This window comes from Selenomonas sp. (genome assembly GCF_052169755.1).
Classification (GTDB): domain Bacteria; phylum Bacillota; class Negativicutes; order Selenomonadales; family Selenomonadaceae; genus Selenomonas.
On the sequence record NZ_JBQNBV010000119.1, the window covers coordinates 1 to 6438 of the forward strand.

The following is a 6438-nucleotide window of genomic DNA, read 5'->3' on the forward strand; positions in this document are numbered from 1 at the left end:
TGTAGGCGCAGGCTGATTGGCTCCTTCATGTAAGGGTGGCGCACAATGTCCACGACGTGGACGTTTGTGCGTGTAGTTTTAAGGAATCATGTAGCAAGGAAGTAAAGGAGTCGTTCAAGTGATGGACAAACGAAAAAGGAATTGGCTGGCGTTGGCAATCGTGGGGGCACTGGCGGGCATGAGCCTGCACGGCAATGTTCATGCGGCAGAAGCCGATGGGGAGGAAGCGGCACACGAGCTGTCGGAAACGGTCGTGGAGGCCAGTCGTGCAAAGCTCGCGGGCGGCCTTGTCGAGCGTAAGGAAAACATCGGACTGCTCGGCTCGAAGGATGTCATGGAGACGCCGTTTCAAGCGATGACCTTCGGCAAGAAAGCTTTGGAGCAGTTCAGCGTACCCGATCGGACGATTCTCGACACACTTTCCTTGAGCCCCGCCGTTCGCGTCGGCCAAGGTGCAACGGACAGCAATGTCACGATTCGCGGACTCAGCTCCAACGGCAACAAGTGGTATATCAACGGTGTGCCCGGCATGGCGCATCAAAAGGATATGACGGCGAACTTCATTGACAGCGTCACCGTGATTGCGGGACCGGCGCTCGGTGTACGCGGCACGACAGCGGGCTGGCAGGAAAATGCGGGCGGCGTCGTCGATATGATTTCCAAGAAGGCGTCGGCGAAGGGTGATCGCGAGGCGAAGCTCTCGTTTCACGGCAAGAGCTATGTCTCGCAGTCGGTCGATCTCGGTGAGCGCTTCGGCGAAAACAAGGAATGGGGCATGCGCTTCAATGTCCTGCAGGGGCAGGGTACACTGTCGGTCGATCATGCACGCATGTGGAAGTGGGGCGTCTATCTGAACCTCGATCACAAGACGGCGAACAGCACGACGAATTTGCTTATGGGATACGACTATACGCGCCAGCGCGGCGATGGAAATAGCTTGAGTGTAGCAAAAACTCTCAAGAGTCTGCCGAAAGCGCCCAGCGGTTCGGTCAACTTCTCCCCGGATTGGGCGGAGGATACGTATAACGATTGGACGTTCATTCTGAACCACGAGCAGAAGCTCAGCGAACATGCGAAGGCATTTTTGAATGCCGGGTATCACAAGGAAAACTATACGAGTTGGATTCAAGGTTACGGTCGTACGCTGCTCAATCTGGATGGAGATTATGCCTCTTTGCGGTCATCTGGGTACGGTAGCGGCTATTCGCAATGGCCTGTAGCGCATGAGACGAAGTATATCGGCATCGGCGTCAAGGGCGATTTCAAGCTTGGCGAATGGAAGAACGATTATGTGCTGAGTCTTGACAAAATGTGGTTTCGGCGTGAAGTCATAGGGAATTACGGTTCTGATCCTTCGGATATCTACGTCCCAGCACCCGGTAATATCTATCGTTCCAATTCCACACCACTTCCCGCGCCGTTGCCCAAGCACACATTGAAGACGCAGTACAATCTGCAGATGCTTGGTTGGCATGTCGTGGATACATTTACCGCGCCAGGAGATAAGCTTGGCATTACGCTCGGTCTGCACGGGCATCGCGGCATCCGCGCGAGAAACTATGCGGGCAGCAGTGCGTCAGAAATCGATGCGAGCGCGACCTGCCCGACAGTTGCCGTCACGTATCAGTTCACGCCGCAATTCATGATGTATGCGAATCACAGCGAGAGCTTTGACGAGGGGACGGTCGTCGGCTCCAGCTATGCAAATGCAGGCGAGACGATTCCGCCGGCAAAGACGAAGCAGAACGAGGTCGGCGTCAAGTATCAGAGCAAGGGGCTTTTGCAGACGCTTAGTTACTACAATATGCGCAAGCAGGGAACGAACGATGTTTTGCGGGGCGGCTTAAAATATTTGGAAATCGATAAGGAGCAGAAGTATTCGGGCGTTGAGTATTCGGCCGTCGGCAAGATTTCGCCGCAGCTCGATATGATCCTCGCGCTGAATTGGCTGCAGGCGGAGCAGACGGACGGCAATTCCGTCCTGGGGTTGCCGAAGTGGGCAGGGACGGCGGCGCTCGTCTATAAGCCGACGGAAGATCTCTCGGTCATCGGACGGTTGAACTACAGTGCTAAGGCGCGTATTCGCCACAGCGATCCACTGGATGTGCCTGCTTATACAACCTTCGATCTGGGACTGAATTATAAGACAAAGATTTTGAGCAAGGATGTGACGTTCTCCCTGATGTGCAGCAACTTGTTTGACAAGCGCTACTGGTATGCTTCAGGAAGTTCTATCGCTTTGGGCATGCCGCGTACGATTTCCTTGTCGGCGAGCTGCAATTTCTGATGTATAGAAATGTTTGTTCATTCGTTAGGTCTTTTCTTTGAGAAGATGGTGTGATGAGACGATTGTATATGGGCGGCGTCCTTCTGGGTGCAATTTTCCTTTTCGCGCTTATTCGAGCGGGTTGCTCCTATGGCGGTGAACGGGAGGCGCTGCAGGCGGATGGGTTTGCTGTAGAAAATTATGATTCGGCTCTGCGTCCGCATGTTTATCACTATTCAGAGCATCCGAAGCGTATCGTGGCGCTTTGGCAAAATTCCATTGAGACGTTATTGGCTTTGGGAGTGGCAGACCGTATCATCGTCGCGGGAGGGTTGTCGAATACGGATGTCCTTGCGCCGGAGAACGTATCAGCTTATGAAACGATTCCACTGCGGCTCAAGCAAGTGCCCGATGTGGAAACGATGCTGACGCTGCAGCCCGATCTGATCGTCGGCTGGCTTTTCGATTTTACGCGGCAGAGCAACGGCGTCGGGCGCAGCGACTTCTGGGAGAAGCGCGGCACGAACGTCTATATGACGACGATGAACGGCGCGGAGTTCAAGGACGTTCATACGTTGGAAGACGAGCTGAGATTCATTCGTGATCTCGGCACGATCGTCGACCGCGAGGAAAGGGCGGCAGAGATCGAACAGGAGATCCGCGCTGAGATGACGCCCGTAATGCAAGGGAAGAGGCTGCGCGTCCTCGTCGTATCTTCCGTCGCACGCCAACTGACCATCTATACGCCGCGCACGCTCGCGGGCGACCTTTTGGAGCAGCTTGGTGCGGAGGTCTTGGGCGCAGATCGTCAGATGGTGGGTGAGGACGAGTTCATCAGCTATGAGCAGCTTCTGATGCTTGATCCTGATGTCATATTTGTCCAGTCCGCGTCACCGCGCGATCAGGGACCGTGCGAGCGGCTTCTGGCCAATCCTGCGCTGCACCGTCTGCGCGCCGTGCGGGAAGGGCATATCTACTCTGTGCCCTTCTATCTCATACGCTGCCCGGGAGTGCGGGTATTGGACGGCATCCGCTGCTTCAAGCGCGGATTGCAAGAAGCTGCTGCATCAGAAGGGGGCGCTGCATGAAGAAAAAAATGTGGGAGAGCAGTCTTTCCTCATGGCTCTTGAGCGGTCTGCTCATCACATCCGTCTTGTGCGCCGTCACGGTCGGCACGGTCGATGTCTCCCTTGCGGAAGCTTTCGGCTCGATCGTCTATGGCATCACGGGCTGGGAGAGTTTTGCCTCTTATGGCGACAGCGCTGTCTATGACATCATCTGGCTGCTGCGTCTGCCGCGCATCGTGCTTGCCGTGTTGACGGGCATGGGGCTTTCCGTCTGTGGCGTCATCATGCAGGCGATCGTGAAGAATCCGCTGGCTGACCCGTACATCTTGGGCATCTCCTCGGGGGCGTCGCTCGGGGCTACGGCGGCGATCATGCTGGGGCTCGGCGCTTTCCTCGGCGAGAATTTCGTCGGGCTTGCCGCTGCCGGCGGCGCTTTTGCCGTCTCGATGGGCGTCCTCGTCTTATCTGGCGTCGGCGGTCGTTCCAGCCCTGTGAAGCTGCTGCTTTCCGGCATGGCTCTGAGCGCCGTCTGCAGCGCGTTTTCGAGCTTCATCGTTTATTTTGCCAACAATCGCGAAGGCATGCAGACCATCGCTTATTGGCTCATGGGAAGTTTGGCGAATGCCAAATGGGAGAATCTCGCGGTGATCTGCCCGATCATCGTGCTCGGCACGGCGTTCTTCTGGACGCAGAGCCAGATCTTAAATCTTATGCTTGTGGGCGATGCCGCCGCCATCACGCTGGGCAGGGATTTGACGCGCTATCGCCATGGCTATCTTGTCTTGTCGTCCCTGATGGTGGGCTTCGTCGTCTACTCGGCAGGCATGATCGGCTTCGTCGGATTGATCTGCCCGCATGTCATGCGCATGCTTACAGGGGCAGAACACAGGAGGCTTCTGCCCGCCAGTGCTTTTGCTGGTGCCATCCTGCTCGTTTGGGCAGATGTGTTGTGCCGCACGATCCTGCCGCGAACGGAACTGCCGATCGGCATCCTCGTCTCACTGGTCGGCGCACCGTGTTTTGTCTACCTGATGGTGCGCCGCAGCTACGGCTTCGGCGATGCCAGATGAGAGGGGGCTGTCGCATGAGTTAATTTTGACTTATGCACAGCTCCTCGTTTTTATCATGGGAATCAAGTAAATGTTTCTATAAGAATGCCCCAAACTTCCCACATGAAAAATCCGCATAGTTCCTTGGAAAGCGCGTCGGCAATCCGACAGTCGAAGAGCTCGTCGCGCTCGTTCCCGATTTTGTCATCGTGCCTTTGCTTCGAGAAGTGGGACTCACTGTCGTCGTATGCAAGGGCGCGAGGAATCTTGCCGAGATCAAGGAGACGATCACGCTTCTCACTCAGGTCGGCGCTCGGCATTCGCGATGGGCAGGTCATGACGAAGGAGCAGCTTGTCGAGATCAATTCCGATATTCTCTTTGTGCCGACGTACAACGATCATGGCAAATTCGATGTTGATAAGTTCCGCAAGGAATACTTCGGAGATCCGTCTTTGCAGACAGTCAAGGCGATCTGTGAACATCGCTTGGAAGAGCCGACGGAAGCCTACATCATACAACTGTTCGCAGGACCTCGTGCTCGGCGTGCAGGAAATTGCCTGTCGCGCATACGGAGATGCCTGCGCCCAAGGTCGTGAAGAGCATCTTTCTGCGGTGGAATAGAAGAATATTTTTATGCAATTTTAGGAGGATTTTTTATGGGAGCAATTATGACGAGCATAGAGTTTTTTCACAGGGGCGGCTCCATCATGTATGTGCTGCTCCTGTGCTCGATTTTCGTCGTGACGATTGGCATCGAGCGCATGATGTATTTTTCGCGTGCGGACACGGGGCGCGCCTTTGCGCGAGAATTTTACCAGTATATGGCGAATGATGATTTTGCAGGAGCAAGAAAGCTCGCTGAAGATCATCGCGGTGCGCTCGCCAACATCCTTTTTGGGGCTTTGAAGCTTGTGAAGAAGGACGCTGCGCGCGTGTCCGCCTATATGGAGATTCAGTCGGGTGTCGCGCTGTCGAAGCTTAGGAAGCGCCTCTACTATCTGAGCGTCATCGTGACGATGGCGCCGCTTCTGGGGCTTCTCGGCACGATCAGCGGCATGATCTCGGCGTTTTCCGTGTTCAACCTCCAGTCGGGACAGGCGACGGCGATCACGGGAGGCGTCGGTGAGGCCTTGCTTGCGACTGCCATGGGTCTTTGCGTCGCCATCATTGCGCTTGCTGTGCACGCGTACTTTACGCAGCGCATCGAGAGCATCGTGACGGATATGGAGCAATGTTTCTCGCTCGTCGAAGGTGCGAAAGACGTGCTTTCTTCTGATGAGGGGGCGGCGCGATGAGGCTCAGGGACAGGAAGAGTTTCGACAAGCCGGAAATCATCATCATTCCGATGATCGACATCATGTTCTTCCTTCTCGTATTCTTCATGCTCAGCACACTCTACATGGTGAATCTCAAGACTGTCGACATCAATATGCCGAAGGCGGCGAACGTGGAAACGCAGATGCATGTGACGTATGTCGTTACGATGAAGAAGGACGGCAGCCTTTTCCTTGAGGATCAGCCCATCGCGGAAAAGGTTCTCTTGGAGCGTGCTAAGGCGGAGAGCGCGAGAAACGGCAACTTCTCGCTCGTACTGCGCGCTGATCAGGATATCGACTATGGCATGGTCTATGCGCTTTTGGATAAGTTCAAGGGCGAGGGGATCACGCGTTTCGGGCTTGCCGGTGAAAGTGCGGGGGGCAAGTAGCGCATGGAAAATACGAGAGATAAATATAAAGCGCTGCTCGCGTCTCTCGGCGTGCATCTCGTCATCTTTTTTGTTGCGGCGGCTGTAGGCATCTTTTCAATGGCAGCTGTTAAACAAACGAATGACAATATTGAGGTCGTTGTTTATGACGAGGTGCAGGATGAGGGCAGCGAAGGCGGCGGTTCACCGCCTCAGGTTGAGGCGGTCCCTGCCGTCGATGAGGTTGTGATTCCCGACAAGACCTTGCCACCGATTGAACAGACGATGCCCGAGGAGAAGGAAAAACCGAGCCAGAAACGCGAAGCACGCGCGGGCAATCCCATGGGACAAGGTGGTGAAGGAAAGGGCAT

At 55.2% G+C, this 6438-nt stretch carries 5 protein-coding genes and 2 pseudogenes; all 7 read left to right on the forward strand.

Annotated elements, in window-relative coordinates; all coding sequences use genetic code 11:
* Nucleotides 1-121: 121 nt before the first annotated feature.
* Nucleotides 122-2287: a TonB-dependent siderophore receptor gene (locus ACTTKG_RS08395; RefSeq protein WP_442673767.1), complete on the forward strand. Its 2166-nt coding sequence runs from the start codon at nucleotides 122-124 to the stop codon at nucleotides 2285-2287.
* Nucleotides 2288-2340: 53 nt separating this feature from the next.
* Entirely contained in the window at nucleotides 2341-3354 is a 1014-nt protein-coding gene (locus ACTTKG_RS08400) for an ABC transporter substrate-binding protein (protein WP_442673768.1), read from the forward strand.
* Nucleotides 3351-4403: a FecCD family ABC transporter permease gene (locus tag ACTTKG_RS08405; protein ID WP_442673769.1), complete on the forward strand. Its 1053-nt coding sequence runs from the start codon at nucleotides 3351-3353 to the stop codon at nucleotides 4401-4403. Before ACTTKG_RS08400 ends, ACTTKG_RS08405 begins: the two co-directional genes overlap by 4 nt.
* Nucleotides 4404-4531: 128 nt before the next feature.
* Nucleotides 4532-5004: pseudogene (locus tag ACTTKG_RS08410) on the forward strand (ABC transporter substrate-binding protein); the annotation flags it as partial.
* 35 nt (nucleotides 5005-5039) lie between these two features.
* Nucleotides 5040-5678, forward strand: coding sequence for a MotA/TolQ/ExbB proton channel family protein (locus ACTTKG_RS08415; RefSeq protein WP_442673770.1), 639 nt, complete (start codon nucleotides 5040-5042; stop codon nucleotides 5676-5678).
* The gene (locus ACTTKG_RS08420) at nucleotides 5675-6088 is read left to right on the forward strand and encodes an ExbD/TolR family protein (RefSeq protein ID WP_442673771.1); all 414 of its coding nucleotides are present in this window, start codon (nucleotides 5675-5677) and stop codon (nucleotides 6086-6088) included. The genes ACTTKG_RS08415 and ACTTKG_RS08420 overlap by 4 nt, the downstream gene beginning before the upstream one ends.
* Nucleotides 6089-6091: 3 nt before the next feature.
* Nucleotides 6092-6438: pseudogene (locus ACTTKG_RS08425) on the forward strand (energy transducer TonB); the annotation flags it as partial.